The organism is Sphingomonas sp. AC522, assembly GCF_979258125.1.
On record NZ_OZ409836.1, the window covers coordinates 2,346,010 to 2,368,968 of the forward strand.

The window sequence follows — 22,959 nt, forward strand, 5'->3', positions numbered from 1 at the left end:
AGCGACACTGTCCGCGTCAACTCAGGGAGTCGCTCGCGCATGTCCGTCAGTACCACGCTTTCGACTGCCCTCCCCGCCCTCCAGCCCGAGGACGCCGGGGCCAGGCTGTTGCTGTTCGGCGTTCGGCAAATGGGAATGCACGGGCTGCACGATGCCTGCGCCGCGCACGCTTTCGTCACTGCGTTCGGCAAGGATTTCCAGCGCCCGCTGATCCTGCTGCGCGCATTGATGCAGGAGATTTCGGCGATCTCCGCTGGCCCAGTCCAGATCGCACCCTGGTGCTGCCCGCGCATGACCGGCGCGGAAGCCGCGTTGCTCGAAGTGATCGGCCGGGTGCGGACCAACCCTCAGGCCGCGGCAGTGCTGCTCGCGGACATGCTCGGCGTGCGCGACGCGACCGGCGTGCTGGTCACCGCGCATGCACTGGCCAACGCCTTCGCCGATCTGGCGCTGCCGCTAAGCTAGTTTAGCCCTTGCGGCGGCAATTCGATGTCCGTCAGCTTCCAGCCCGCGCCCTCTAGCCGGAAGACCAGCGCCCCCGGCTGGCCGTCCTTGCGGATCATACGGAAGCGATTGAGGCCGTCGCGCTTCACGGTCATGTCGCTCGCCTTGAGCTTGACCCGGCCACGCGCCGGCTCGGCCGCCAGCGGTGCCGCGGCGAAGATCACGCGCATCCCCTCGGGCGTGATCGCGATGTCGACCAATTGCTCCGCGATCCCGCCCGCCACGAGCTTGCCGAGCACGCCGTCCGAGCGCACCCCGCTCTCCATTCGCTGGCGAAGCTGGCGCTTCACATTTTCGCGCAGCACCGGATAATCGACATGGCGCGACAGCGCATCGACATCGCGCGCCTCTGCGGCTTCCTTCATCGATTGCAGCGTCCACCACGGCGATGCCCAATACCAACCGCCTGCCGCGATCACGGCGACCAGCCCCAGCGCGATGAGCAGCCGCTTCATCAGACCGCCGCTTCCTCGACCGGACGGGGCGGCTCGGTCGCCACCCGGGGACCTCGCGCCCATTCGATCGCGACCAGCACCACGGCGATCATCCCGAGCCCGGCGGTGATGTAGAAGACATTGGCATAGCCGTACGTCTCGATCGCCTCGCCGATCGACGCACGGCCGAGCGCCCCCACCAGGAAGGTCATCGATGAGAGTAGCGCATATTGGACGGCGCTATATTCGCGCGAAACGATCGACGAGATATAGGCGATGAACGCCGTGCCGGCCAGGCCGCCGGCAATGTTCTCCCCCGAGATTCCGATCAGCAGGCGCATCATCCGCGGGTCGATGCCGATCGAATCGAGCATCGTGAAATGCATGAAGGCGTTGATGCCCGGCGATCCCATCGCGAGATCTGCAAACAACACATTCGATGCCGCCGCCACGATTCCGCCCACTAGCAAGGTCGGCATCCTTCCGATGGTGGCAAGCATCACGCCGCCGATCACCACGCCCAAAGTCGTCATGATCACCCCGAACACCTTGGAGGCAAAGGCCACTTCGTCATTCGTATAGTGGAGGAAATCCAGATAGAATGGGAAGGCGAAGGGGGCCCAGATCGAGTCCGCGATCCGGTAGAGCAGGATCAGTGCCAGCACGAGGATCGCCCCCCACCGCAGCCGCGAAACGATCTCCGCCAATGGCAGGATCAGCGCGCGATAGCTGTGGTTCGCCGCCGCCTGCGCGCCGCTCGCCTTGATCCCCGCGGGCTCGACATGCTGCGGAATCCGGCTCGTCCAGGCCGATACGATTGCGGGCAGGATCACGGTGGCGAGGATGATCCACGGCCCCCAGAACTTCGTGAACTCGGTCGCGGTCATCTTGACCACGCCGGGCGTCACGGGCTGCAGCGCCGCGGCCATGAAGCTGCCGAGCATGTAGATTGCCCAGAGCCAGCAGGCTGCGACGATCGCCAACGCGATGCTGCGCTCCCTTTTTCGGGAATTCGGTGCCCCGCGAGCGGTGATTCCTCCTGCGTTTCGCTGCGCACCACTTCGGGGGTGAATAAAGTCATCGCGATCGCGCCGAGCATGACAAAGCCGAAGCCGACATAGACCGTCGGCCAGTCCAGCCGCGCCGCGAGCACCAGAGCCAGCGCGCCCCCGGTCAGCGCCGCGAAGCGATTGCCGAGCTGATAGATTGCCGAGAGTAGATCGACCGTCGCGGTCTCGTCGGCGATCTCGATGCGCCACGCGTCGATCACCACGTCCTGCGTCGCCGAGAGGAAAGCGGCGATCACCGCGAGGATCGCGAAGCTGCCGATCGCCGTCAGCGGATCGGTTGCGGCAAGCGCCCAGAGCAGCACCGCGAGCGCGCCCTGGCACAGCACCAGCCAGGATCGCCTGCGCCCCAGCCGCCCGAGCAGTGGCAGCCGCGCGCGATCGACCAGCGGCGACCACAGGAACTTGAAGGCATAAGCCAGACCAATCCACGAAAGCACGCCGATCGTCGCCAGGCTGATCTTGAGCTCGCCCAACCACGCATTGAGCGTGCCGATCAGCAGCACAAAGGGCAGGCCGGAGGCGAAGCCGAGCACCAGCATCGCCGCGGTCTTGCGGTTGCGCAGCGCGGCCTTGATCAGCGCCCAGCCCTTGAGTTTATCAGCCACTCTTGCCCCCTCGGTCTTGTGGCGCGAAACTAGCGCAAATGAAGGAGAGGACAAGGATGAACGCGCCGACCGAAGGCCAGCTCGCGCTCGCCGCCGCACTCGCTGCGGGCGGGACCAAAGGCGACGGCGCAATCACCCATGTCGACGCAGCCGCTTATACCTGCCCGAGGCGCTACGAGGCCGAGCGCGACCGCATCTTCGCGCACGTGCCATTGGTCATCGCACCCTCGGCGCTGCTCCCGGAAAACAACATGGCGGTGCCGCATGACGGCTTTGGTAAGCCGCTGCTGATCACGCGCGACAAGCAGGGCCAGGCCCATGTCTTCCTCAACGTCTGCCGCCACCGCGGCACGCGGCTGGTCGAAGGCTGTACCGCACTGAAGGCGCCGCGGCTGGTCTGCCCCTATCACGCCTGGACCTACGCTCTAGACGGCCGCCTCACCGGCCTGCCCCGCGCCGACACCTTCCCCGGCCTCGACAAGGCCGAACACAATCTGAAGCGCTTGCCGACCTGCGAGGCGGGCGGGCTAATCTGGTTCTCGTTCGACGAGGGCGCCGATTTCACCGAGGCGCAAACGCTCGCACACGACTTCGACGCGTTCGATCTAGCCGGCCAGCACTTCTTCCGCCGCCGCACGCACGACGTGAAGGCGAATTGGAAGCTGATCATGGATGCGTTCCTGGAGGGCTATCATATCCAGCGCCTCCACGCCGGCACCATCGCCCCCTTCTTCCAGGACGGCGTCTCGACCGCCGACAGTATCGGCCCCCACCAGCGCAGCGCAGTCGGCCGCGAAGGTGCGCTGGGGTCGAACGACTGGGCGGCGCTGCGTGCGGCGATCACCTACACTTACCAGATTTTCCCCGGCGCCGTGCTGATCGTCAGCCCCGATTACATCAACCTCATGGTCCTGATGCCCCAGTCCGAAGGCCGCGTGCTGGTCGAGGATTTCATGCTGATCCCCGAGGCTTCCACTACCGAAAAGGCACTCGCGCATTGGGAGCGGAGCTGGGAATTGCTCGACAGCGGCGTCTTCGCGGCGGAGGATTTCCGGGCCTGCGAGCTGGGCCAGCAGGGCTTGGCGTCGGGAGCGATCGATCGCCTCACGCTGGGCACGCTGGAGCGCGGTATCCGGCATTTTCACGATGCTGTGGAAAATTCCCTCTCCCATCGGGAGGGGGAGGGAGGGGCGTAGCGCCGGAAGGGTGAGGGTGACGAGCCACTCACCCTCACCTTCCCACTCGGCCTTGCCTCGCGGGCCCCTTCCCTTTCCCGATGGAGGAGGGAGCCTAGGCCACCTTCGCGAACAGGCTGAACCCCGCGGGCAGCTTCCGCGGCACCTTGCCGCCTTCGATAACCGCTTCGACCACGCCGATCGCGGCGAGCAAATCGCGCTGCGCATAGGGTTTGGAAAGGCAACCTGCGGCGAATTGCTTGGCATCGCCCGGGCAATTGCCGGTCACGAACATCACTGCGATCCCGCGGGCATGCGCCGCCTGCGCCACTTCGATCCCGCTGCCGTCGGACAGGCTGACATCGACGAGCAGCAAATCGATATCCTCGCTTTCGGCGATCACGCTCAGCGCATCGGCCACCGAATCCACCGTGCCGATGATCTCGAAGCCTTCGCCGCTCAGGAAATGCTCGTTGTCGAACGCCACCAGCGGCTCGTCCTCGACGATGAGGAGCCGCTCGATCCGCCGCTTTTTCTTTCCGCCGAACAACATTCGTTACGCTCTCGCCCCTGGAGCCTTGCCTGGGCCTTAACGCGCAAAACGTTTTCCGGGCGCAATAATTTTTGCGAGACCGCGTACAATCGCTATATCGCCGCCGTGCCCCCATCAAAAACAAATGAGCCCGCTCGCGAAGCCCCCCCTGCCGGTCAGCGCATCGCCAAGTTGCTGGCCCGTGCCGGAATTGCGTCGCGCCGCGAAATCGAGCGAATGATCACCGACGGCCGCATCGCGCTGAACGGCAAGACCCTCGACACTCCCGCCACCGTCCTCCCCTCGCTGGAAGGCGTCACGGTGGACGGCAATCCAGTCGCGGCGGCCGAGCCCGCGCGGCTCTTCCGCTATCACAAATCGGCCGGACTGCTCACCGCCGAGCGCGACTTCACTGGCCGCCTGACGATCTACGATCGCATGCCTGAGGGCCTGCCGCGCGTCATGCCGGTCGGCCGCCTCGATCTGAACACCGAGGGACTGCTGCTTCTCACCACCGATGGCGAGCTCAAGCGCCAGCTCGAATTGCCGTCGGTCGGCGTCGAGCGCAGCTATCGCGCTCGGGCCTATGGCCAGGTTCATCAGGAACAGCTCGAGGATCTGATGCTCGGCGTCGAGATCGAAGGCGTCCGCTACGGGCCGATCAATGCCAATATCGAGCGGCGCACCGGCGCCAATGTCTGGATCGAGATGACGCTGACCGAGGGCAAGAACCGCGAGGTTCGCCGCGTCCTCGAATATCTCGGCCTCGAAGTCAGCCGCCTGATCCGGACGCGCTACGGCCCGTTCTGGCTCGGTGATTTGCCGATCGGCGACGTCGACGAGATTCGCCAGAACGACCTGGCGACCTTCCGCACCGTCCTCGCCAAGCCCGGCGGCGGCAAGGCTGCGTCGAACCTGCAATTTGCAGTCCGCCAGCGCGTTCCCGCCGCACCCAAGCCGCAGCCCGTGGCGACCGGCCGCGAGCCCGATGGGCAGCGCACCCGCGCCAAGCCCCCTGCCCGCGTCCGCACCGTCGAGCCACGTGTCGAACCGGCGGAACCCCGCTTCACCCCGCGCGGCGCCCCACCGCGCGCGGAGCGGCCTGCGCGCGAGGATGCAACGAACCGCCGCGGCCCGGCCCGGGGAGCTCCCTCCGGCGAAACCCGCTTCGCACCACGCGGCGCTCCCGCACGCGCTGAACGGCCCGCTCGCGAGGATGCGCCTGCGCGGCGCGCTCCCGCCGGCGAGGCCCGCTTCACCCCGCGCGTCACGCCCGCCCGGGCACCCGAGCGGCCGGCACGTCCCGAGCGTCCCTCGCGCGACGAGGCCATCGCCAACCCCGCGCGCGCCGCACGCTCGCGCGCGCACCGCGACACGCTCGAGCCCCGCGCCGGCGCCATTACCGCCAAGCCGACCAAGGGTCCCTCGGGCGGCCGTGGCAAGCCGTCGCGCCCCGGCAAGCCCGGAAAGCCAGCGCGGCCGCCGCGCACGCGCAAATGAGGATCATCGCCGGGCAATGGCGCGGGCGCCCGCTGCTCGCGCCGAAGGGCGAAATCACGCGCCCCACTGCGGATCGCACGCGCGAGGCGCTGTTCTCGATGCTCGCCAGCCGCGTCGGCAGCTTCGAGGACCTCGCCGTCGCCGATCTGTTTGCAGGCTCGGGCGCGCTCGGGCTTGAGGCTCTCTCGCGCGGCGCGGCTTCGTGCCTATTCGTCGAGCAGGACAAGGCCGCAGTCGACGCGCTTAAGACCAATATCGTCAAGCTGGGCGCCAAGGGTGCGGACGTCCGTCCAGCTTCGGTGATGACCCTCGGCCCCGCGGCCAAGCCCCTCGACCTGATCCTGATGGACCCACCTTATGGCACTAGTGCGGGCAGTGTCGCGCTAGACAAGCTGGCGCGGCTCGGATGGACTGGCCCCGCGACCTGGGTGAGCATCGAGACCGCCAAGGACGAGGAACCCGAAATTGCCGGCTTCACCGCCGACGCCTCGCGCGTCTACGGCAAAGCCCGCATCACCCTGCTCCGCGCCACCTAGTTCTCCTGCTTTCGCAGGTGAGCGCTAAGCCGCCACGCGCTTCCGCAGCGTCATCAGCGCGATCAAGCTAAGCAGCCCTGCCCCGCCCAGATACATCCCGACCAGTCCCAGCCCGCCGCGCTCGACCAAAGCCTGCGCGATCAGCGGGGTAAGCCCGCCCCCGATGATCCCGCCCAGGTTGAACGTCACCGACACGCCGGTATAGCGCACGCGCGCCGGGAACAGGCTCGGCAGCCAGCCACCAAGCGGGCCATAGACCAGCCCCATCGTGAACAACGCGAAGGCAAGCCAGCCGAACAGCATCACCGGCGCGTCAGGCGCCAGCAGCCAGGTCATCGCCAGCCCCGCAAGCATCGTGACGACGCATCCGATCGCCAGCACCCGCGCCGCACTATATTTGTCGGCATAGCTGCTCGCGATCCAGATCCCCGCCGCCATGAACAGGATGGCCCCGAGCTCGAGCCCCAGAAAAGTCTCGCGATCATAGCCCAGCGCCTTGGTGCCGTAGCCGATGATGAACACCGTCGAGACATAGAAGAGCGCGAAGCACGCCACCGTCGCTACCGTGCCGGCCAGCGTCGGACGGAGATGGTCGCGCAGCAATTCGCCCACTGGCACGCGCGGCGGCGGCGCTTTTTCCTGCGCCTCGACGAATGCTGGCGTCTCGGTCAGCGTCAGCCGCACCCACAGCCCGAGCAGCACCAGCACCGCGCTGGCCAGGAACGGAACCCGCCAGCCCCATTCGGCGAATTGCGCATCGGTCAGCAGCCCGCCCAGGATCAGGAAGAAGCCATTGGCGCAAATGAACCCCACCGGCGCGCCCATCGGCGGGAAGGCGCCATAACGGTTCGCCCAGCCCGGCGGCGCATTCTCGACCGCGAGCAGCGAGGCCCCGCCCCATTCGCCGCCAAGGCCCAGCCCCTGCCCGAACCGCAGCAGGCACAGCAGCAAGGGCGCGACCCAGCCGATCATCGCATAGGTCGGCAGGAATGCGATCAGCACCGTCGAGATGCCCATCAGCATCAGCGAGGCGACCAGCGTCGACTTCCGCCCCATCCTGTCGCCGAAATGCCCGAACACCAGCCCGCCGAGCGGCCGCGCGAAGAATGCAACGCTGAAGCTCGCATAGGATGCAAGCTGCGCCACCGTCGGGTCGCTTGCTGGGAAGAACAGCGCCGGAAACACTAGGGCCGCTGCCGTCGCATAAATATAGAAATCATAGAATTCGACCGACGTGCCGACCAGGCTCGCGAACAGGATCCGGCGGTGCGATGCGGGTGCGGTCATGCCAGAGCCTTCTATTTGCGGAGCAGCGGCTGCGCCTTGCCATAAGTCAGCGAGCGCCACGCCCACTCGGCCGGCCCAAAGCGAAATGCCTTGAGCCAGACCGCGCTAGACAGGCACAATCCCATGAAGATTGCCAGTGCCAGCAGGTTGATTGCGGCCAGATTCCATTCGCCGAGCAGGCCCAATCCCCAGCCATACCAGATAAAGGAGCCGATCGCGTTGGACGCCAGATAGCCGGTCAGCGCCATCCTCCCCATCGGCGCCAGGGGCCGTTGCAGGAAGCGCCCCGGTCCGCTCAGCAGCAGGCAGAAGATCGCGATATAGCCGATCGCCGCTACCGACAGGCCTGCATAGGCCGCGGTCACGCCGGCATGGGCCCAGCCTTCAGCCGGAATGCCCATCCGCCGCGTCGCGTGGACGACGCTGAGCGCCAGTCCGATCGGCAGGCACCACCAGGACAGGCGCACCAGCAGCGGACGCCAGCGCGAAACCTCGGCGAGCAGGCGGTTTCGCGCTGCCCAGAAGCCAAGCAGGAACAGCCCCAGCACGCTGAAATCATAGATCACGGCATAGGCGGTGTCGGTCCGGTAATGATCGAGATAATAAGCGAGATTCGCGGCGACATAGGCGGCATAGTCGGAGCCCCGATAGATCGGAGCGGTGGCCGCCACCGCTCCTTCGGCTGCCGCTGGCGACAGCCCCGCCAGATTGGGCACCGCTGCTCCGGTCAACCCTTCGATCGCGCCGGCCACCAAGGGCGGCACGAGAATGAAGGCCAGCCCCAATATCAGCAGCGTACGGTCGCTTGCGTTGCGGAACAGCAGCATCGCCATTCCCAGCACGGCATAAAGAATCAATATGTCGCCCCAGAACAGGAAGGCGAGATTGATCAGCCCGATCGCCAGCAGCACCAGCATCCGCCGCAGATAGAAAGCAGCAAAGCCCTGCCCGCGGGCAGCCGCGCGCTCCATCAATATCCCGAAGCCCAGCCCGAATAGCAGTGCGAAGCATGCCCGGGCCTTCCCCTGCACCAGCACCAGATCGAACGTCGCGAACGCCATGTCGGCCGGAGCGGCGCGCGACATCAGCTCGCCGCCGGCAAACGCCATCACCATCGCCGTGAAATTGAAGGTGATGACGCCGTACAGCGCAACTGCCCGCACCGCGTCGATCAGATGGATACGCTCGTCATTCGGCGTCATCGCGGCCCCCCGGCTACTTCGTTCCGGGGCTAGCAGCAGGCCGCGCCCAAGGCGAGGGCATTCCTGCTTGGCGCCAGACCGCTTACTGCAGCCCCATCGCCTTCACCGCCATCAGCATGAGCCAATAAAGCCCGCCCGAAAGCGCCATCGCCGCAGGCAGCGTCAGCAGCCATGCCAGAGCCAGATGCCCGATCGTCTTGGCCTGCAGCCCGCCGCCATTGCCCACCGAACCGCCCGCCACGCTCGAAGACAGGATATGCGTGGTTGAAACCGGCAGCCCGAAGCGGTCCGCGGCGAGGATCGTGCCCGCGGTGACCAGCCCGGCCGTCGCGCCCTGGCCATAGGTCATGCCGTTCTTGCCGATCTTCTCGCCCACGGTGATCACGATCCGCTTCCAGCCGATCATCGTCCCCAGGCCCAATGCGATCGCGACGACGACCTTCACCCATAGCGGAATGAACCGCGTGCCGGCCTCCAGGCGCGTCTGATATTCCTTCACTGCCCTGGTATCGGCAGCGCTGAAGTCCGCGGGCGGCTTCTTGGTGATCAGCCGCGTCGAATCGAGCACCAGATACATGTCATTGCGAACATTGTGCGTCGCCTCGGCGGGCACGGCGCTCAGCGAGCCATAGCCCGCCACGCGCACGCTCAGGTCGCGCGACAGCGCCTCGAGCGCGGCATAGGTTTGCGGCTTCTCGATCTTGTGATGCTGAAGCGCAGTGGTCAGATCCTTGCGCGCCTGCTCCACCGGCACGTCGAAGCTGCCGCCGCGCACGTTGAACACGGCGGTCGCGACATTCGCGGTCTGGACGAAAGCCGGGGTCTCGCTCGCCGGCAGCGTGCGATTGAGCGCATAGGCGGTCGGCGCGCAGCCGATCAGGATGAGCATGATAAGCCCCATCCCCTTCTGCCCGTCATTGCTGCCATGCGTGAACGAGACCGCGGTGCACGTGAAGATCATCAGCGCGCGGATGCCCTTGGGCGGCGGCGCATTGCCTTCGGGCGAGCGATACAGGCTCGGCTGGCGCACCACCATCCGCATCACCAGGATCAGCAGCAATGCCGCGCCGAAACCGATCAGCGGCGCCATCCACAGCCCCGTCAGCACCTTCTGCACCTGTGCCCAATCGACGCCGGCAGTACCGCCGCGCGAGCCCTGCAGGATCAACTGATTGGCCAGCCCGACCCCGAGCACCGAGCCGATCAGCGTATGGCTCGAAGAATTGGGCAGCCCGACAAACCAGGTCGCAAGGTTCCAGATGACCGCCGCCAGCAGCAGCGCAAAGATCATCGCGAATCCGCCCGCCGAGCCGACATTCAGGATCAAATCCACCGGCAGCAGCGTGATGATCGCATAGGCCACGGCCCCGCTGGAGAACATCACCCCCAGGAAATTCCAGATCCCCGACCAGATGACCGCGACATGCGCCGGCATCGAATTGGTGTAGATCACCGTCGCCACGGCATTGGCGGTGTCATGAAACCCGTTCACGAACTCGAATCCCAGCGCGATCAGCAGCGCCAGCCCCAGGAACGCGAACACCCCGAAGGCAAGCTCCTCGCCCACGCCGCGGGTGTCATCGAGCACGCTCCACCCGGCATAAAGCAGCCCGCCGACCAGCAATGCCGCGAACAGGAACTTGAGGATCGGGTGAGTCTTATAGTCGAATCGCGACCCCCGCGTCGGCGATGCCGGCGAGGCCTGATCGAGAGCGAGAGTGGCCATGTTGGGCCGGGCTCTGGCGGCGCTGTGTGACAATGTGATGACACATAAGTTACAAAGCTGTGGATGGTTTGTGACAGTCGACCAACCGAATTTCGAGGTCAGCCGCGATGGCACTCCACGCGCTTGATCTCGATCACCTTGCCGCTCGCATCCTTGATCTCTTCGCGCCCCGGCGTGCAGGCGCGCGGGTCCTCGCTCGTCGTGCTCGTGCGCCACACGACGAACGCGGCGAACACGGCGATCGCCAGCGCGATGGCGATGCGGGCCTTGCGGTTACGTAGGTTCATCTGCTGCTCCCTGGCGCCACGATACGGCCGCGGCGCAGGCGCCGCAATCGCCGCGGCCCGGAAGCCTCAGTCCATCCCGGGATAAGTCGCGAACTCGGGCAGTTCGTGCGCCTTTTCCATCCAGGGCAGCCGCTCCTTGACCATGATGTGGGCGCTGGGCGCATTGCCGGCGCCATCGTCCAGCGTCCCCGATTGGATATCGACTATCCCGGGCAGGAATTTGGGGTTGCGATAAAACAGCCCCGTCCCGCACTTGCCGCAGAATTCGCGAGTCGCATGTTCGGAAGAGCGATAGCCCACCGGCTCGCCTTCAACGGTGACCTGTTCTTCCTTGAAAGCGATCCACCCCACCATCGGCGCGCCCGACCAGCCGCGGCAATCCACGCAATGGCACAGCGCATGATGTTCGGCCGCGCCTTCCGCAGTATAGCGGATCGCGCCGCAATGGCATTTGCCGGTGATCGCCATGTCAATTCTCTCCCGATGGTCTGGCTTTGTTCTATGCGGATCGTTGCGTATCCGCAACTGCTATTGCCATTGCCTCGCCTCCCCCCGTTCCCTAACTGTTCGCGCATGACTCTTCCCGCGCCTGCGCCAGACGACGCCCCCTATCTCCAGGGCCTGAACGCGCCCCAGCGCGACGCGGTGCTCACCACCGAAGGCCCGGTCCTCGTCCTCGCCGGCGCCGGCACTGGCAAGACCGCGGCGCTCACCGCGCGCCTCGCCCATCTGCTCTGGACCCGCAAGGCCTATCCCTCAGAGTTGCTCGCGGTGACCTTCACCAACAAGGCCGCGCGCGAGATGAAGGAGCGTGTCGGCCGCCATGTCGGGCAAGCGGTGGAAGGCATGCCCTGGCTCGGCACCTTCCACGCCATCGGCGCCAAAATGCTCCGCCGCCATGCCGAATTGGTCGGGCTGCAGTCGAACTTCACCATCCTCGATACCGACGATCAGCTGCGCCTCCTGAAACAGCTCATCACCGTCAACGAACTCGACGAGAAACGCTGGCCCGCCCGGCAGCTCGCCGGGCTGATCGATCAGTGGAAGAATAAGGGCCTCACCCCCGCGGAGATCGGCGCGGCCGAATCCGAGCAATATGCCAATGGCCGCGGCCAGTCACTCTACCAGCAATATCAGGACCGCCTGCGCACGCTCAACGCCTGCGATTTCGGCGATCTGCTGCTCCACATGCTGGTGATCCTCAAGACCCACCGCGACGTGCTGGAGCTCTACCAGCAGCGCTTCCGCTACATCATGGTCGACGAATATCAGGACACCAACGCCGTCCAATATCTCTGGCTGCGCCTCCTCGCCCAGGAGCGCCGCAACCTGTGCTGCGTCGGCGACGACGACCAGTCTATCTACTCATGGCGCGGCGCGCTGGTCGAAAACATCCTCAAGTTCGACAAGGATTTCCCCGGCGCCAAGGTCATCAAGCTCGAACAGAATTACCGCAGCACGCCCCACATTCTCGCCGCCGCCTCGGGCGTCATCGCCAATAATGGCGGTCGCCTCGGCAAGACGCTGTGGACCGAGAAGCCCGAGGGCGAAAAGGTCAAGGTCCTCGGCATCTGGGACGGCCCCGAGGAAGCCCGCCGCGTCGGCGAGGACATTGAGGGCGCCCAGCGGGGCGGCGCCAGTCTCGACGACATCGCCATCCTCGTCCGCGCCCAGCACCAGACCCGCGAGTTCGAGGACCGCTTCATTTCGATCGGCCTCAACTATCGCATCGTCGGCGGCTTTCGCTTCTATGAGCGCGCCGAAATCCGCGATGCCCTCGCCTATCTCCGCGTCGTCGCCCAGCCTGCCGACGATCTCGCCTTCGAGCGCATCGTCAACACCCCCAAACGCGGACTCGGCGACAAGGCGCTCGCCAAGGTCCACCAATATGCCCGCGCGGAGGGCATCCCCCTCACCACCGCATGTGCGCGCATCCTCGACACCGACGAGCTCACCCCCCAGGCCCGCCGCTCGCTAGGCAACCTCGTCGGCGACATCGCCCGCTGGCGCGCCATGGGCGACACCCTCCCCCATCCCGAGCTCGCCCGGCAAATTCTCGACGAAAGTGGCTACACCGCAATGTGGCAGGCCGACAAAACCGCCGAAGCCGCCGGTCGCCTCGAAAACCTCAACGAGCTCGTCCGCGCGATGGAGGAGTATGAGTCCCTCACTGCCTTCCTCGAGCATGTCAGCCTCGTCATGGACAATGAGGCCAATGCCGACGACCCCAAGGTCACCATCATGACCATCCACGCCGCCAAGGGCTTGGAATTCGACACGGTGTTCCTGGCAGGCTGGGAAGAAGGCCTGTTCCCCTCGCAACGCGCCCTCGACGAAGGCGGCCTCGCTTCCTTGGAGGAAGAACGCCGCCTGGCCTATGTCGCGATCACCCGCGCCCGCCGCGCCGCCACCATCCTCCACGCCGCCAACCGCCGCATCTACGGCCAATGGACCTCATCGCTCCCCAGCCGCTTCATCGCCGAACTCCCCAAGGAGCACATCGCCGAAGAAACCACGATGAGCGGTGGCGCTTCCTTATGGCAGGCAAACTGGTCCGAACGCGCCGACCCCTTCGCCGACGTCGGCCGCGGCACCGGCCGAGGCCCCGGCTGGCAACGCGCTGCCGGCACCGGCTTCGATCCCAAGAACCCCGGCGGTGCCTTCCAAAGCCGAACCTTTACCCGCGAAGCCCCCCGGGTGCTCGAAGGCAGAGCCAGCGCAATCAGCGTCGGCGCCAAGCCCCGCAGCGACCTGTCCGTGGGCACGCGCGTGTTCCACCAGAAGTTCGGCTATGGCGAGATCGCCGAAATCGAGGGGAACAAGCTCGAGATCGACTTCGAGCAGGCGGGGCGGAAGCGCGTGATGGATAGTTTTGTGAGTTTGGGCGAAGGTTAGGCCAGGTTTTCCTTAACTGTCCTCCGCAAAGTAATTTATCAAAACTAGATTATTAGAATCAAACCGGCGCAGCTGATCTGGTTTTCATTGATTTTCCACGGCACGTATCGATGGGTATCTATCGCTATCGGCCCCTATCATTCTTCTGACCTACCGCACGCGAGATGCGCGACAAGGCCGCCGCGCGGCCATGGCTGTTCAGCCAGCGCGAATCGTTGCCGGAACGTTTCCACCTGCCCGCTCGTATCCCCCGAGCAGTTTCAGAGGAGAGAAACCATGAAGACCTTCACATGCCTCGCGGCAATCGCTGCAGCCACGCTCGCTGTCGCCACTCCGGCAGCCGCGCAGCGCGGGCCCGGCGGATCGGGCGGGCCAGGCTATGGCCAGCAGCAGGATGAGGAAGCGCGTTTCGATGCCGCGCAGCAGCGCTTCGAACGCGAATATCAGACCTATCAGCAAGCGCTTGAGCGCTATCGCACGTCGCGTCCGCGCGGCGATTGGCGCGGCGGCGGCGGCCCCGCCACCGGCTATGTCGATCCGCGCGACGAGGAAATCTACGATCCCGCCCGCGATTACCGCCAGGGCAATTATCAGGAACGCGTGCTGACTCAGGACGACCGCATCTATCGCGGGCAGGACGGGCGCTATTATTGCAAGCGCAATGACGGCACCACCGGCCTGATCGTCGGCGCCGCGGCCGGCGGCTTGTTCGGCAACGTCATTGCCGGCGGCCGTTCGCGCACACTGGGCACCGTGCTTGGCGCGATTGCCGGCGGTGCGCTGGGCAGCTCGGTTGACCGCAACAACCAGCAGGTCCGCTGCCGTTGATGCTTTCGGGGAGCCGGGTCAGGCGTCCGGCTCCCCGCTTGCCAGCTTGCCCCGCACCGGCCATGTTTGCGGGAATATGAAGCTATTGGGGGGAAGCACATGGCCAAGATCATCCTGACCTATCGTCTGAAGCCCGGCGTCGCGCCGGAAGCGTTCGAGGATTGGGTGCGGACGACCGATTATCCGGCGATGCGCGGGCTATCGCGCGTGGCGAGCTTCGTGAACCACCGGGTCACCGGGTTGCTGATGGGAGAAGGCGAGCCGGGGATGGATTATATCGAGATCTTCGACGTCCCCGATCTCGATGGCTTCGTGACGCAGGACATGCCTGGCGGCGTGATCCAGGGGATCATGGGCGAGTTCATGGACCAGGTGGACGATCCGAAGTTCATCCTCGCCGACGAAGTGGTTTAGGCGGCCGCGGCCTCGGGCTCGATCGCCATCACGGCGCTGGCATATTTCTCAAGCGACGGATCGAACAAGTCGCTCGCCGCGAAGGCTCGCTGGGTGAGCAGGAGCTCGGAAAGCCCGTCGATCTTGAAGGTGCCGATCTTCTCTTCGCGGGCCAGCATGTTCTCACGCGAGATGACCAGCGCGTCGACATAGAGCGCGGCACCCCGCAGATAGGCGATGTGTGGAGCCAGGATCATGCGCTTGCGATTGTAGGTGGCCGAGACGCAGAGCTGGCGGACGATTGCTTCGAGGATCGTGGCGGTCGGGCCGCTTGGCCCTTGGCTCTCCGGTTCGCTGGTCTCGCTCATGCGCATAATATGGCGTTTATGCTGCGTTGCAACAAGAGGGGGCGGCGCTAAAATTTAGCCTGCCGCCCCGCCTCGTCAGGTCAGCGCCAGAAGAGCAGCAACAGGATGATGATCGGAATCGGAATTCCAACCAGCCACAGCAGAATGCCCTTGCCCATCGATCGTCTCCTTGGATGTCCGATGGCATAACCGAGCGTGATCGGTACGGTTCCGTACTGGTAATATGGCGGAGGAACGCAACACGGTGCGGCGGGTTCGCTTGATCGACATAGAAGGAGTTCGATCATGGCCAAGGTGAAGACGCGCGACGGCACGGAGCTGTACGTCAAGGATTGGGGCGCAGGTCGCCCGGTCGTCCTGATCCATGGCTGGCCGCTCTCGGCGGACAGCTGGGATCCGATCGCGATGCAACTCGCCGACAATGGCTATCGCGCGATTTCCTACGATCGCCGCGGCTTCGGCCGTTCGGACCAGCCCTTCACCGGCTATGATTACGATACGCTGGCGGATGATCTCGCCGACGTGATGCAGGAAACCGGCGCGACATCGGACGCTACTCTGGTCGGCTTCTCGATGGGTGGCGGCGAAGTGGCGCGCTATATGTCGCGCCATGGCGGCATGGGCGTGATCTCGGCGGCCCTGCTCAGCTCGGTCGTGCCCTATATGCTCCAGACCGACGACAATCCGAACGGTGTACCGCAGGCGAAGCTGGAGACGATCGCAAAATCGGTGGAGGAAGACCGCGCCGCGTTCTTCGGTACCTTCTTCAAGCAATTCTACGGCGTCGGCCTGATCTCGCATCCGGTTAGCGAAGAGGCGCGCCAGGCGTCGTTCAACGTCGCGATGACGGCGAGCCTAAAGGCGACGCTGGCGGCAGCCCAGTCGTTCGGTTTCACCGATTTCCGGCCAGATCTGGCATCGTTCAACGTGCCGACGCTCGTGCTTCACGGCACCAGCGACACCGTCGTCCCGCCCGAAATCGGCAAGAATGCCGCGGCCGGCATTACGGGATCGCAATATGTCGAATATGACGGCGAACCCCATGGCCTGTTCCTGACCGCGACCGATCGCCTGGCTAAGGATCTGCTCACTTTCCTGAGCGGAACCCCGACTACCGCGAGCAGCCGCCAGGACGCCGACACCTTCGCCTAAAGCCCGGCTTGGCGGTTCAATTCCATTCGCGCATTGCGATGTAGGATTTGAAGCGCCAAGAGGCACCCATGCCTCGACATCCCTTCGCCGTCGCGAACTTCCGCTTTTACTGGCTGGCAAGGCTTTCGACGACGCTGGGGCAGATGGCGATGGTGATCGTCATCGGCTGGCAGGTCTACGACATCGCCCGCCAGACGATGAGCGTGAAAGAAGCCGCGTTCCAGCTTGGGCTGATTGGCGTCGCCCAGTTCCTCCCCCTCCTCGCCCTCTCGCTCTTCGCGGGCTGGGTCGCCGATCGTGTCGATCGCCGCTGGATCGCCCGCGGTGCAGTCGCGCTCGAGGCGTTCTGCGCGCTCAGCCTGTGCGCGCTCACCTATACCGGCACGATCACCCTGCCCGCTCTGTTCGGAATCGCAGCGTTGCTCGGCGTCGCGCGCGCCTTTGCCGGGCCGGCACTCGGCGCGCTCGCCCCCAATCTGGTGCCGCCTGCGATCCTGCCCACGGCGATCGCACTTAGCGCGCTATCCTGGCAAATGGGCAGCGTCGTCGGGCCGGCGATGGGCGGTTACCTTTACGCTGGCGCCGATTGGTTGCCTTATGCGGTGTCGGGCGGGCTGTTCCTGCTCGCCTTGCTGATGCTGTGCCTGATCGGCCCCGTGCCCATCCCGGCAAAGCGGGCGGGAAGCCCCTGGACCCAGATGATCGACGGCCTGCATTATGTCCGCCGCAATCGGCTGGTGCTCGGTGCGATCTCGCTCGATTTGTTCGCAGTTCTGCTCGGCGGCGCGACGGCGATGCTGCCGGTCTATGCCCGCGATATCCTCCAGGTCGGCTCGGAGGGTCTCGGCCATCTGCGTGCTGCTCCGGCGCTCGGCGCGGTAGCGATCGCGGTCTTCTTCGCCTGGCGGCCGCTCAAGACCAATGTCGGCGTCAAGATGCTCGCCGCCGTCGCTGTCTTCGGCGTCGCCACTGCGATATTCGGCCTCAGCGCCCCGCTGCTGGTGGGGATATTCGGGCCCAGCGCGATCGGCCATGATCTGGCGCCTGCAGTGCTGCTCGCGCTCGGCGCATTGTTCGTGCTCGGCGCCGCCGACATGGTCTCGGTCTATGTCCGCCAGTCCCTAATCCAGCTCTACACGCCGGATGAAATGCGGGGGCGTGTCGGCGCGGTGTCGACGCTGTTCATTTCCGGATCGAACGAACTCGGCGAGGCCGAATCCGGCTTTCTCGCCGCAGCGATAGGTCCGGTCGCCGCGGTGGTCGGCGGCGGGATCGGCGCGATCCTTGTAACTTTGCTCTGGGCGCGCATATTTCCCGAACTGAGGCGGGCGCGAACCTTCGATCCTCCGGCCAATCTTGAAATACCTCCCAAGGAGATGACGACATGAAGGCCAATTCGATCCTGGACACGATCGGCAACACGCCGCACATCCGCGTAAGCCGGCTGTTCCCGGACGCCGAAGTGTGGATCAAGTCCGAGCGCTCGAACCCCGGCGGATCGATCAAGGATCGCATCGCGCTGGCGATGGTCGAGGCGGCAGAGGCTTCGGGCGATCTCCAGCCCGGCGGCACGATCGTCGAGCCGACCAGCGGTAACACCGGCGTCGGCCTGGCGATGGTCGCTGCGGTCAAGGGCTACAAGATCGTGCTGGTGATGCCCGAGAGCATGTCGATCGAGCGCCGCCGGCTCATGCTGGCATACGGCGCGACCTTCGATCTCACTCCGCGCGAGAAAGGCATGAAGGGCTCGATCGAGCGGGCCATGGAAATCGTGGAGACAACTCCAGGGGCCTGGATGCCCCAGCAGTTTGAGAATGCCGCGAATATCGAGGTGCACGTCCGCACCACCGCCCAGGAAATCCTCAACGATTTCGGCGACACGCCGCCGGACGTGATTGTCACCGGCGTCGGCACAGGCGGCCACATCACCGGCGTCGCCGAGACGCTCAAGAAGAGCTGGCCGAGCCTCAAAGTCTATGCCGTCGAGCCCGAGCTTTCGCCGGTTATCTCCGGCGGCCAGCCGGGTCCGCACCCGATCCAGGGCATCGGTGCCGGCTTCGTGCCGCGCAATCTCCATACTGACGCGATCGATGGCGTGATCAAGGTCGATGCCGGCGATGCCAAGGATATGGCGCGCCGCTCCGCCCGCGAGGAAGGCATGCTCGTCGGCATCTCGTCGGGCGCGACTCTTGCCGCGATTCGCCAGAAGCTAGCTGAGCTTCCCGCCGGCAGCCGCGTGCTAGGGTTCAATTATGATACAGGTGAGCGCTATTTGAGCGTTCCTGACTTCCTTCCGGAGAGCTGAACCGACTCGACATTGATGTTTGATTTACATTAATGTCGATCAATCGGGGATAAACGCGGGCTTTCCGGGGGGAAACACTCACGTGCGTAACGCAATGATCTGCGTCAGCTGCATGCTGGCGATCTTTTTGGCGTGGCCATATGCTTTTGGGGGCAAGAGCGCGACCATGCCCAGCGCCACCGAGGCGCGCGCCGCGGTCACTGCGGCGGTCGCCGCCGTGCCCGAGGTTCATGTGATCCCGGAAGCGGCGGCGGCGCCCGCGCCGGTGGCCGTTGCCGCGATCAAGCCCGAAAGCTGCTACAAGCGTTTCCAACGCGAAGTGAAGTTGTGCACCAACGGCGCGGAAAGCGCCGCCTGCAAGCTCGGCGCAGCGGACCATTGGGACATGTGCGAAGCCACCGGTTTCTGGCCGGAGTAAGCGCGCAACCGGGATGAGCCGCGCTTGATCCGCGGCGTTTCGGCTGCGAAATGGTTCCTAACCGTGAAGTTGTGCGTTATGGGCCGCGTCCCTGCCCATGGAGCCGCTTCTGTCCTTGTCCGCCGCCGATGTGCCTTCGCCGCGCGTCCCATTCCCGCTTCAGCTGATCCTCGGCCTCGTCGCGCTCGTCGCGATTGCGGTGCCGATCCTGCTCGTCGCCACCACGCCGCGCATAGTAATGCACAAGCGCCCGCATGTCGTCATTTCTAACCGAGTGGTGCCCAAGGCCGAACTGCCACCCGTGGAGCCGGTCAAGCTACAGGAAGTCGCTCCGGAAGACGCCAAGTCGATTAACGCATTGATCCCGTTCTCGACGCTGCCAAATCCTGCTGCACGCGCGTTCCGGATCTCAGGCTCGACTGAGAGCGTCGTCCGCGCCGTCGATTGCCTCGCCGCCGCAGTATTCTACGAAGCCGGCGACGATGCCGTCGGCCAGCGCGCAGTGGCGCAGGTTGTCATCAACCGCGCCCGCCACCCGGCCTTTCCCAAATCGATTTGCGGTGTGGTGTTCCAGGGGCAGGAGCGCTCCACCGGCTGCCAATTTTCGTTCACCTGCGATGGCTCGATGGTGCGCTGGGCGCCCCGCCCCGCCGCCTGGCAGCGCGCCCGTGACGTGGCCCGTCTGGCGCTCAACGGCTCTGTCTATGCGCCCGTCGGCCACGCCACGCATTATCATACCGATTGGGTCGTGCCCTATTGGAGCGCCAGCCTCGAGAAGATCACCGAGGTGCATACGCATCTGTTTTTCCGCTGGACCGGTTGGTGGGGCACGCCGCCGGCATTCAACCGCGGCTATGCCGGTGCCGAGCCTAACGTCCCCAAGATGTCACGGCTTTCCGCGGCGCATTATGGCGACCCCAATGCCCCGCTGCCGACCGATGTGCCGGCCGGTTCGGACGGCCTGATCGTGGATCCCGCGACCATCCCTGCGAGCGCGGTCCCTCCCGCCATGACGGTCGAAAGCGGCGGGAGCGCCGAGGGCAATAATTTCATGCTGACCCTGCCCAAGGGCATGAGCGCCGACGCTTTCGCGGCGCTCGCGATCCGCACCTGCGGCGAGCGGCATTATTGCAAGTTCATGGCCTGGGCCGACGCTCGGCAGACGCCGTCGAAATTGCCGCTGACCAGCGCGCAAGTCTCGGCCATGTCGTTCAGCTATTTGCGCGATCAGACCCAGGGCTTTGCCAAGGCGCTGTGGAATTGCGCGCAGTTCCGCCGCCCCAGCCCCGTCCAATGCATGCGCGCCCAGCCGCCGGTCACGCCGCCGGTCGTGGCACCGGCGGTCGACGCCAAACTGCCCACGCCGCTCACCGGCGTCCGCCGCAAGGACCCCGCCCCTGCTGCGGGCAAACCGCAGGCGACGCTGACGCTACCAGTGGTGAAGCCAAGCCCGACGCCCACCGCACAAGCACGCTAAATTCCCGCTCCATCGGAAGAGGGGCCTACGCCGCCCGGAACATCTCCGGGTCGAGCGCCATCACCGTATCGCTGCCCGCCTCGATCTTGCGGCGTAGCGCGCCGGCCTCGGGGAAGAAGCGCTCGGCATAGAAGCGCGCCGTCACCAGCTTCGCCTCATAGAATTTGGCATTTTCTGCGCCCTCTGCCAGCTTGGCGGATGCCGCAGTGGCCATGCGCAGCCACATCAGGCCAAGCGCGACCGTCCCGGTTAGCTGCATATAGGGGTAAGCCCCTGCGCCGACATGGTTGGGGTTCTTGAAGCCATTGGTCGCGAGCCACATTGTCGCACCCTGAAGATGGCCGAGCGCCTTCTCGAGGCCTTCGGCGAACTCCTTGAGTTTCTCGTCGCCTTTCGCCGTCGCCAGCTCGTCGCCCACCACGCGGAACAGCGCCTGCACCGCGCGGCCGCCATTCTGCGCCAGCTTGCGCCCGACCAGGTCCATCGCCTGCACGCCGTTGGTGCCTTCATAGATCATCGAGATGCGCGCATCGCGGACATATTGCTCCATGCCCCATTCGGCGATGTACCCATGCCCGCCATAAACCTGCTGGCTATCGGTCGCGACGCGGTAGCCGATATCCGTGCCGACGCCCTTGATAACCGGTGTCAGCAGACCGACCAGATCGCCGGCAAGCTGGCGCTCCTCCTCGGTTTCGGCGGCATGTTCGAGATCGACCTGAAGCGCGGCCCACAGGCACAAGGCGCGCAGGCCCTCGGTTAGCGCCTTGCCTTCCATCAGCATGCGGCGGACGTCGGGATGGACAAACAGCGTGTCGGCCTTCTCGCCCGGCTCAGCCGGGCCGGTCAGCGCGCGGCCCTGGCGGCGGTCGCCGGCATATTGCACAGCATTTTGCAACGCGACTTCGCCGACGCCGAGCCCTTGCAGGCCCACGCCAAGCCGCGCCGCGTTCATCATGATGAACATCGCGGCGAGACCCTTCATCTCGTCGCCGACCAGCCAGCCCTTGGCACCGTCATAGTTCATCACGCAGGTCGAATTCGAATGGATGCCCATCTTGTGCTCGATCGAGCCGCAGGTGACGGGATTGCGCTCGCCCAGCGAACCGTCGTCCTCGACCAGGAACTTGGGCACCACAAACAGCGATATGCCCTTGCTGCTCTCCGGCGCGCCCGGCGTCTTGGCGAGCACCAAATGGATGATGTTGCTGGTCAGGTCGTGCTCGCCCGACGAGATGAAAATCTTGGTGCCGGTGATCGAATAGGAGCCATCGGCATTAGGCTCGGCGCGGGTGCGGATCAGACCGAGATCGGTGCCGCATTGCGGCTCGGTGAGGTTCATCGTGCCGCCCCATTCCCCCGACACCATCTTGGGAACGTATTTCGCCTGCTGCTCGGGGCTGCCCTTGACCAGCAGCGAGGCGATCGCGCCGTGCGTGAGCCCCGGATACATGGCGAAGGCCATGTTCGACGAGATCATATATTCTTGAAACGCAGTCGAGATGACGTGCGGCATCCCCTGCCCGCCGAATTCCTCGGGGGCGCTCAGCGTTCCCCAGCCGCTCTCGACGAAGGCGGCATAGGCTTCCTTGTAACCGTCGGGGGTGGTCACGCTGCCGTCCTCGTGGCGCGTGCAGCCCTGCTGATCACCCGAATGGTTGAGGGGAAACAACACTTCGGCGACGAATTGCCCGCCCTGCTCGAGCACCGCCTCGACCATGTCGGGCGTTGCATTCTGGAAGCCGGGCAGGCCTGCATAGCGATCTAGCCCGATCACCGAATCAAGGATGAAGCGCGTATCGCGCACGGGCGGCGTGTATTGGGGCATTTCAGATCCTCTTCAGTTGCCGCTTTTGAGCAGGCTTATGAATTGCTGGAGTTCGGCGATGTGCTCGTCGATGTCACGTTTCTGTTCATCGAGCAGCCGGATGCGATCCTCGCAGCGCGAAAGCGTAACCTGCTTTTGCGTGCTGCGGCCGTCGCCCACATCGTAGAGATCGATCATTTCCTTGATCTCGCCCAGGCTGAAGCCGACGCGCTTTCCGCGCAGGATCCAGGCCAGGCGGGCGCGATCGCGATGCGAATAGACGCGCTGGGTGCCGCGGCGCTCGGGCCCGATCAGCCCCTCATCCTCATAGAAGCGCAAAGCGCGCGGCGTAACGGCAAATTCCGCGCAAAGATCGGAGATCGAAAAGGAGTCGCGGTCGGTACGCGGCTCGATCGGGGCCAGGGCCTCGATGAAGGAAGCGGCGGCGGGCATGGCAG

General features: G+C 65.3%; 25 protein-coding genes. 12 read left to right on the forward strand and 13 right to left on the reverse strand.

The genetic code is table 11. The features are described from left to right. The first annotated feature begins 39 nt into the window (after positions 1–39). On the forward strand, positions 40–465 hold the full coding sequence (locus tag ACZZZM_RS11655) for a DUF6628 family protein (RefSeq protein WP_463595261.1): 426 nt from the start codon (positions 40–42) through the stop codon (positions 463–465). Here ACZZZM_RS11655 and ACZZZM_RS11660 read toward each other — a convergent pair. From ACZZZM_RS11660 to ACZZZM_RS11670, 3 genes are read right to left on the reverse strand one after another with little or no spacing between them, the layout of a single operon-like run. Further along, entirely contained in the window at positions 462–959 is a 498-nt protein-coding gene (locus tag ACZZZM_RS11660; protein WP_463595262.1) for a DUF2939 domain-containing protein, read from the reverse strand. The two genes, ACZZZM_RS11655 and ACZZZM_RS11660, sit on opposite strands and share 4 nt — an antisense overlap. Then, entirely contained in the window at positions 959–1,921 is a 963-nt protein-coding gene (locus ACZZZM_RS11665) for an MFS transporter (protein WP_463595263.1), read from the reverse strand. The genes ACZZZM_RS11660 and ACZZZM_RS11665 overlap by 1 nt, the downstream gene beginning before the upstream one ends. Continuing rightward, a complete protein-coding gene (locus tag ACZZZM_RS11670; RefSeq protein ID WP_463595264.1) occupies positions 1,843–2,613 on the reverse strand; it encodes an MFS transporter in 771 nt (256 codons plus the stop codon). Before ACZZZM_RS11670 ends, ACZZZM_RS11665 begins: the two co-directional genes overlap by 79 nt. 56 nt (positions 2,614–2,669) lie before the next feature. On the opposite strand from ACZZZM_RS11670, the gene ACZZZM_RS11675 reads away from it, so the two are divergent. Then, entirely contained in the window at positions 2,670–3,809 is a 1,140-nt protein-coding gene (locus tag ACZZZM_RS11675) for an aromatic ring-hydroxylating oxygenase subunit alpha (protein WP_463595265.1), read from the forward strand. 94 nt (positions 3,810–3,903) lie between these two features. On the opposite strand, the gene ACZZZM_RS11680 is transcribed toward ACZZZM_RS11675, so the two are convergent. Next, positions 3,904–4,341 carry a response regulator gene (locus ACZZZM_RS11680; protein ID WP_463595266.1) on the reverse strand — a complete coding sequence of 146 codons (438 nt, stop codon included), beginning with the start codon at positions 4,339–4,341 and terminating at the stop codon, positions 3,904–3,906. A 105-nt stretch (positions 4,342–4,446) separates the two neighbouring features. Here ACZZZM_RS11680 and ACZZZM_RS11685 point away from each other — a divergent pair, with 105 nt between their 5' ends. Next, entirely contained in the window at positions 4,447–5,820 is a 1,374-nt protein-coding gene (locus ACZZZM_RS11685) for a pseudouridine synthase (protein ID WP_463595267.1), read from the forward strand. Then, a complete protein-coding gene (gene rsmD / locus ACZZZM_RS11690) occupies positions 5,817–6,356 on the forward strand; it encodes a 16S rRNA (guanine(966)-N(2))-methyltransferase RsmD (protein ID WP_463595268.1) in 540 nt (179 codons plus the stop codon). The genes ACZZZM_RS11685 and rsmD overlap by 4 nt, the downstream gene beginning before the upstream one ends. Before the next feature lie 24 nt (positions 6,357–6,380). Here the strand turns inward: rsmD and ACZZZM_RS11695 are convergent, their stop codons facing one another. The 5 genes from ACZZZM_RS11695 to ACZZZM_RS11715 all read right to left on the reverse strand — a co-directional run bounded on the left by ACZZZM_RS11695 (position 6,381) and on the right by ACZZZM_RS11715 (position 11,326). Beyond that, positions 6,381–7,643 (reverse strand): MFS transporter, encoded by a 1,263-nt coding sequence (locus tag ACZZZM_RS11695; protein WP_463595269.1) that lies wholly within the window; start codon positions 7,641–7,643, stop codon positions 6,381–6,383. Between the two features lie 11 nt (positions 7,644–7,654). Next, a complete protein-coding gene (locus ACZZZM_RS11700; RefSeq protein WP_463595270.1) occupies positions 7,655–8,845 on the reverse strand; it encodes a DUF418 domain-containing protein in 1,191 nt (396 codons plus the stop codon). A gap of 82 nt (positions 8,846–8,927) precedes the next feature. Then, complete coding sequence (locus ACZZZM_RS11705) at positions 8,928–10,571, reverse strand: inorganic phosphate transporter (protein ID WP_463595271.1); 1,644 nt, start codon at positions 10,569–10,571, stop codon at positions 8,928–8,930. 98 nt (positions 10,572–10,669) lie between these two features. Further along, positions 10,670–10,858, reverse strand: a complete 189-nt coding sequence (locus ACZZZM_RS11710) for a hypothetical protein (RefSeq protein ID WP_463595272.1) — start codon at positions 10,856–10,858, stop codon at positions 10,670–10,672. 66 nt (positions 10,859–10,924) lie between these two features. Next, positions 10,925–11,326 (reverse strand): GFA family protein, encoded by a 402-nt coding sequence (locus tag ACZZZM_RS11715; RefSeq protein ID WP_463595273.1) that lies wholly within the window; start codon positions 11,324–11,326, stop codon positions 10,925–10,927. A 105-nt stretch (positions 11,327–11,431) separates the two neighbouring features. Here ACZZZM_RS11715 and ACZZZM_RS11720 point away from each other — a divergent pair, with 105 nt between their 5' ends. From ACZZZM_RS11720 to ACZZZM_RS11730, 3 genes are all read left to right on the forward strand, one after another. Further along, on the forward strand, positions 11,432–13,753 hold the full coding sequence (locus tag ACZZZM_RS11720; RefSeq protein WP_463595274.1) for an ATP-dependent helicase: 2,322 nt from the start codon (positions 11,432–11,434) through the stop codon (positions 13,751–13,753). A gap of 276 nt (positions 13,754–14,029) precedes the next feature. Beyond that, positions 14,030–14,581 carry a glycine zipper 2TM domain-containing protein gene (locus ACZZZM_RS11725; protein WP_463595275.1) on the forward strand — a complete coding sequence of 184 codons (552 nt, stop codon included), beginning with the start codon at positions 14,030–14,032 and terminating at the stop codon, positions 14,579–14,581. A 99-nt stretch (positions 14,582–14,680) separates the two neighbouring features. Then, complete coding sequence (locus ACZZZM_RS11730; RefSeq protein ID WP_463595276.1) at positions 14,681–14,995, forward strand: REDY-like protein HapK; 315 nt, start codon at positions 14,681–14,683, stop codon at positions 14,993–14,995. Here the strand turns inward: ACZZZM_RS11730 and ACZZZM_RS11735 are convergent. Together ACZZZM_RS11735 and ACZZZM_RS11740 are read right to left on the reverse strand one after the other, a co-directional pair. Further along, positions 14,992–15,342 carry a hypothetical protein gene (locus tag ACZZZM_RS11735; RefSeq protein ID WP_463595277.1) on the reverse strand — a complete coding sequence of 117 codons (351 nt, stop codon included), beginning with the start codon at positions 15,340–15,342 and terminating at the stop codon, positions 14,992–14,994. The genes ACZZZM_RS11730 and ACZZZM_RS11735 overlap by 4 nt on opposite strands. A gap of 80 nt (positions 15,343–15,422) precedes the next feature. Further along, positions 15,423–15,635 (reverse strand): hypothetical protein, encoded by a 213-nt coding sequence (locus ACZZZM_RS11740; RefSeq protein WP_463595278.1) that lies wholly within the window; start codon positions 15,633–15,635, stop codon positions 15,423–15,425. Here ACZZZM_RS11740 and ACZZZM_RS11745 point away from each other — a divergent pair. The 5 genes from ACZZZM_RS11745 to ACZZZM_RS11765 all read left to right on the forward strand — a co-directional run bounded on the left by ACZZZM_RS11745 (position 15,628) and on the right by ACZZZM_RS11765 (position 20,694). Continuing rightward, on the forward strand, positions 15,628–16,494 hold the full coding sequence (locus ACZZZM_RS11745; protein WP_463595279.1) for an alpha/beta fold hydrolase: 867 nt from the start codon (positions 15,628–15,630) through the stop codon (positions 16,492–16,494). The two genes, ACZZZM_RS11740 and ACZZZM_RS11745, sit on opposite strands and share 8 nt — an antisense overlap. A gap of 68 nt (positions 16,495–16,562) precedes the next feature. After that, the gene (locus tag ACZZZM_RS11750) at positions 16,563–17,882 is read left to right on the forward strand and encodes an MFS transporter (protein ID WP_463595280.1); all 1,320 of its coding nucleotides are present in this window, start codon (positions 16,563–16,565) and stop codon (positions 17,880–17,882) included. After that, positions 17,879–18,799 carry a cysteine synthase A gene (gene cysK / locus ACZZZM_RS11755; protein ID WP_463595281.1) on the forward strand — a complete coding sequence of 307 codons (921 nt, stop codon included), beginning with the start codon at positions 17,879–17,881 and terminating at the stop codon, positions 18,797–18,799. The genes ACZZZM_RS11750 and cysK overlap by 4 nt, the downstream gene beginning before the upstream one ends. Before the next feature lie 166 nt (positions 18,800–18,965). Beyond that, the gene (locus tag ACZZZM_RS11760) at positions 18,966–19,217 is read left to right on the forward strand and encodes a hypothetical protein (RefSeq protein ID WP_463595282.1); all 252 of its coding nucleotides are present in this window, start codon (positions 18,966–18,968) and stop codon (positions 19,215–19,217) included. Between the two features lie 97 nt (positions 19,218–19,314). Then, on the forward strand, positions 19,315–20,694 hold the full coding sequence (locus ACZZZM_RS11765) for a cell wall hydrolase (RefSeq protein WP_463595283.1): 1,380 nt from the start codon (positions 19,315–19,317) through the stop codon (positions 20,692–20,694). 25 nt (positions 20,695–20,719) lie between these two features. Here ACZZZM_RS11765 and ACZZZM_RS11770 read toward each other — a convergent pair whose 3' ends face one another. Both ACZZZM_RS11770 and ACZZZM_RS11775 read right to left on the reverse strand, forming a co-directional pair. Next, a complete protein-coding gene (locus tag ACZZZM_RS11770; protein ID WP_463595284.1) occupies positions 20,720–22,522 on the reverse strand; it encodes an acyl-CoA dehydrogenase C-terminal domain-containing protein in 1,803 nt (600 codons plus the stop codon). A gap of 12 nt (positions 22,523–22,534) precedes the next feature. After that, on the reverse strand, positions 22,535–22,954 hold the full coding sequence (locus ACZZZM_RS11775) for a MerR family transcriptional regulator (RefSeq protein WP_463595285.1): 420 nt from the start codon (positions 22,952–22,954) through the stop codon (positions 22,535–22,537). Between the last annotated feature and the right edge of the window lie 5 nt (positions 22,955–22,959).

Excerpts from the sequence above, each read along its gene's own strand:
- ACZZZM_RS11655 (WP_463595261.1), top strand. The coding sequence starts at position 40 with ATGTCCGTCAGTACCACGCTTTCGACTGCCCTCCCCGCCCTCCAGCCC.
- ACZZZM_RS11660 (WP_463595262.1), bottom strand. The coding sequence starts at position 959 with ATGAAGCGGCTGCTCATCGCGCTGGGGCTGGTCGCCGTGATCGCGGCA.
- ACZZZM_RS11675 (WP_463595265.1), top strand. The coding sequence starts at position 2,670 with ATGAACGCGCCGACCGAAGGCCAGCTCGCGCTCGCCGCCGCACTCGCT.
- ACZZZM_RS11680 (WP_463595266.1), bottom strand. The coding sequence starts at position 4,341 with ATGTTGTTCGGCGGAAAGAAAAAGCGGCGGATCGAGCGGCTCCTCATC.
- rsmD (WP_463595268.1), top strand. The coding sequence starts at position 5,817 with ATGAGGATCATCGCCGGGCAATGGCGCGGGCGCCCGCTGCTCGCGCCG.
- ACZZZM_RS11695 (WP_463595269.1), bottom strand. The coding sequence starts at position 7,643 with ATGACCGCACCCGCATCGCACCGCCGGATCCTGTTCGCGAGCCTGGTC.
- ACZZZM_RS11700 (WP_463595270.1), bottom strand. The coding sequence starts at position 8,845 with ATGACGCCGAATGACGAGCGTATCCATCTGATCGACGCGGTGCGGGCA.
- ACZZZM_RS11705 (WP_463595271.1), bottom strand. The coding sequence starts at position 10,571 with ATGGCCACTCTCGCTCTCGATCAGGCCTCGCCGGCATCGCCGACGCGG.
- ACZZZM_RS11710 (WP_463595272.1), bottom strand. The coding sequence starts at position 10,858 with ATGAACCTACGTAACCGCAAGGCCCGCATCGCCATCGCGCTGGCGATC.
- ACZZZM_RS11715 (WP_463595273.1), bottom strand. The coding sequence starts at position 11,326 with ATGGCGATCACCGGCAAATGCCATTGCGGCGCGATCCGCTATACTGCG.
- ACZZZM_RS11720 (WP_463595274.1), top strand. The coding sequence starts at position 11,432 with ATGACTCTTCCCGCGCCTGCGCCAGACGACGCCCCCTATCTCCAGGGC.
- ACZZZM_RS11725 (WP_463595275.1), top strand. The coding sequence starts at position 14,030 with ATGAAGACCTTCACATGCCTCGCGGCAATCGCTGCAGCCACGCTCGCT.
- ACZZZM_RS11730 (WP_463595276.1), top strand. The coding sequence starts at position 14,681 with ATGGCCAAGATCATCCTGACCTATCGTCTGAAGCCCGGCGTCGCGCCG.
- ACZZZM_RS11735 (WP_463595277.1), bottom strand. The coding sequence starts at position 15,342 with ATGAGCGAGACCAGCGAACCGGAGAGCCAAGGGCCAAGCGGCCCGACC.
- ACZZZM_RS11745 (WP_463595279.1), top strand. The coding sequence starts at position 15,628 with ATGGCCAAGGTGAAGACGCGCGACGGCACGGAGCTGTACGTCAAGGAT.
- ACZZZM_RS11750 (WP_463595280.1), top strand. The coding sequence starts at position 16,563 with ATGCCTCGACATCCCTTCGCCGTCGCGAACTTCCGCTTTTACTGGCTG.
- cysK (WP_463595281.1), top strand. The coding sequence starts at position 17,879 with ATGAAGGCCAATTCGATCCTGGACACGATCGGCAACACGCCGCACATC.
- ACZZZM_RS11760 (WP_463595282.1), top strand. The coding sequence starts at position 18,966 with ATGCCCAGCGCCACCGAGGCGCGCGCCGCGGTCACTGCGGCGGTCGCC.
- ACZZZM_RS11765 (WP_463595283.1), top strand. The coding sequence starts at position 19,315 with ATGGAGCCGCTTCTGTCCTTGTCCGCCGCCGATGTGCCTTCGCCGCGC.
- ACZZZM_RS11770 (WP_463595284.1), bottom strand. The coding sequence starts at position 22,522 with ATGCCCCAATACACGCCGCCCGTGCGCGATACGCGCTTCATCCTTGAT.
- ACZZZM_RS11775 (WP_463595285.1), bottom strand. The coding sequence starts at position 22,954 with ATGCCCGCCGCCGCTTCCTTCATCGAGGCCCTGGCCCCGATCGAGCCG.